At 49.5% G+C, this 3,029-nt stretch carries 1 rRNA gene; it reads left to right on the top strand.

Going from position 1 to position 3,029, the window contains the following annotated elements:
- Positions 1-90: 90 nt before the first annotated feature.
- A 23S ribosomal RNA gene (locus tag HC000_RS18065) occupies positions 91-2,981 on the top strand.
- Positions 2,982-3,029: the final 48 nt, after the last annotated feature.

Below are 3,029 nucleotides of genomic sequence, written 5' to 3'. Positions count from 1 at the left end.
GAGTTGATTGATTGGTATCTACTTTAGTATTCAATATTGACTTCTGGCGAAGTTAAACTGTCACACAACAAAGACCCGTTTGGGTTGTATGGTTAAGTGACTAAGCGTACACGGTGGATGCCTTGGCAGTTGGAGGCGATGAAGGACGTATTAACTTGCGATAAGCCTAGTCAAGCTAGTAAAAAGCACTTGAGACTAGGATTTCCGAATGGGGAAACCCACCTGCTTGCAGGTATCGTTAACTGAATACATAGGTTAACGAGGCGAACGCGGAGAACTGAAACATCTAAGTACCCGTAGGAAAAGAAATCAACCGAGATTCCGAAAGTAGCGGCGAGCGAAATCGGAACAGCCCTTAAGCTTATTATGTGTTAATGGAAGGCTGCTGGAAAGCGCCACGATACAGGGTGATAGTCCCGTACATGAAAAGACATTTTAAGTGAAATCGAGTAGGTCGGAGCACGTGAAACTTTGACTGAATATAGGTGGACCATCATCTAAGGCTAAATACTCCCAACTGACCGATAGTGAACCAGTACCGTGAGGGAAAGGCGAAAAGAACCCCTGTGAGGGGAGTGAAATAGAACCTGAAACCGTGTACGTACAAGCAGTAGGAGCCCACTTGTTGGGTGACTGCGTACCTTTTGTATAATGGGTCAGCGACTTATATTTTGTAGCGAGGTTAACCGATTAGGGTAGCCGTAGGGAAACCGAGTCTTAACTGGGCGAATAGTTGCAAGGTATAGACCCGAAACCCGGTGATCTAGCCATGAGCAGGTTGAAGGTTGAGTAACATCAACTGGAGGACCGAACCCACTAACGTTGAAAAGTTAGGGGATGACTTGTGGTTAGGAGTGAAAGGCTAATCAAACCGGGAGATAGCTGGTTCTCCCCGAAATCTATTTAGGTAGAGCCTCGGACGAATACTTACGGGGGTAGAGCACTGTTAAGGCTAGGGGGTCATCCCGACTTACCAACCCTTTGCAAACTCCGAATACCGTAAAGTAATATCCGGGAGACACACGGCGGGTGCTAACGTCCGTCGTGAAGAGGGAAACAACCCAGACCGCCAGCTAAGGTCCCAAAGTCATAGTTAAGTGGGAAACGATGTGGAAAGGCCCAGACAGCCAGGAGGTTGGCTTAGAAGCAGCCATCCTTTAAAGAAAGCGTAATAGCTCACTGGTCGAGTCGGTCTGCGCGGAAGATGTAACGGGGCTAAACTATGCACCGAAGCTGCGGATTCAGAATTTATTCTGAGTGGTAGGGGAGCGTTCTGTAAGCCGTTGAAGGTGACCCGGGAGGGTTGCTGGAGGTATCAGAAGTGCGAATGCTGACATGAGTAACGATAATGGGAGTGAAAAACTCCCACGCCGGAAGACCAAGGGTTCCTATCCCATGTTAATCAGGGTAGGGTAAGTCGACCCCTAAGGCGAGGCCGAAAGGCGTAGTCGATGGGAAACAGATTAATATTTCTGTACTCGATATAATTGCGATGGGGGGACGGAGCAGGCTAAGCAAGCATGGCGTTGGTAGTCCATGTGAAAGTGAGTAGGGCGTTTGTTTAGGTAAATCCGGACGAACATTAAACCTGAGACACGAGACGAGTCACCACGGTGATGAAGTTGCTGATGCCATACTTCCAGGAAAAGCCTCTAAGCTTCAGATTATATGGAATCGTACCCCAAACCGACACAGGTGGTCAGGTAGAGAATACTAAGGCGCTTGAGAGAACTCGGGTGAAGGAACTAGGCAAAATCGTACCGTAACTTCGGGAGAAGGTACGCTCCTATCTGTGATGAGACTTGCTCTCTAAGCGGACGGGAGCCGCAGTGACCAGGTGGCTGGGACTGTTTATTAAAAACACAGCACTGTGCAAAATCGCAAGATGACGTATACGGTGTGACACCTGCCCGGTGCCGGAAGGTTAATTGATGGGGTTATCCTTAGGGAGAAGCTCTTGATCGAAGCCCCGGTAAACGGCGGCCGTAACTATAACGGTCCTAAGGTAGCGAAATTCCTTGTCGGGTAAGTTCCGACCTGCACGAATGGTGTAACCATGGCCACGCTGTCTCCACCCGAGACTCAGTGAAATTGAAATCGCAGTGAAGATGCTGTGTACCCGCGGCTAGACGGAAAGACCCCGTGAACCTTTACTACAGCTTGGCACTGAACATTGAACCTACATGTGTAGGATAGGTGGGAGACTTTGAAGATGAGACGCTAGTTTTGTTGGAGTCAACCTTGAAATACCACCCTTGTAGTTTTGATGTTCTAACGTTGGCCCCTGAATCGGGGTTACGGACAGTGCCTGGTGGGTAGTTTGACTGGGGCGGTCTCCTCCTAAAGAGTAACGGAGGAGCACGAAGGTTGGCTAAGTACGGTCGGACATCGTACGGTTAGTGTAATGGTAGAAGCCAGCTTAACTGCGAGACAGACACGTCGAGCAGGTACGAAAGTAGGTCATAGTGATCCGGTGGTTCTGAATGGAAGGGCCATCGCTCAACGGATAAAAGGTACTCCGGGGATAACAGGCTGATACCGCCCAAGAGTTCATATCGACGGCGGTGTTTGGCACCTCGATGTCGGCTCATCACATCCTGGGGCTGAAGTCGGTCCCAAGGGTATGGCTGTTCGCCATTTAAAGTGGTACGCGAGCTGGGTTTAGAACGTCGTGAGACAGTTCGGTCCCTATCTGCCGTGGGCGTTTGAGAATTGAGAGGGGTTGCTCCTAGTACGAGAGGACCGGAGTGAACGAACCGCTGGTGTTCGGGTTGTCATGCCAATGGCATTGCCCGGTAGCTACGTTCGGAACTGATAAGCGCTGAAAGCATCTAAGCGCGAAGCAGGCCTCGAGATGATTTCTCACTAGAGCTATAAGCTCTCTGAAGGGCCGTTGGAGACTACAACGTTGATAGGCAAGATGTGGAAGTGCTGTGAGGCATTAAGCTAACTTGTACTAATTACCCGTGAGGCTTAACCATACAACGCCAAACGCGTTTTATGTGACAGTTCAAGCAAGAAGTTAATAT

Origin of the sequence: Pseudoalteromonas sp. MIP2626, assembly GCF_013414205.1 — a bacterium.
Classification (GTDB): Bacteria; Pseudomonadota; Gammaproteobacteria; order Enterobacterales; family Alteromonadaceae; genus Pseudoalteromonas; species Pseudoalteromonas nigrifaciens.
The sequence above is the reverse complement of the archived record's forward strand: the minus strand, read 5'-3'. Positions and strand labels throughout refer to the sequence as shown.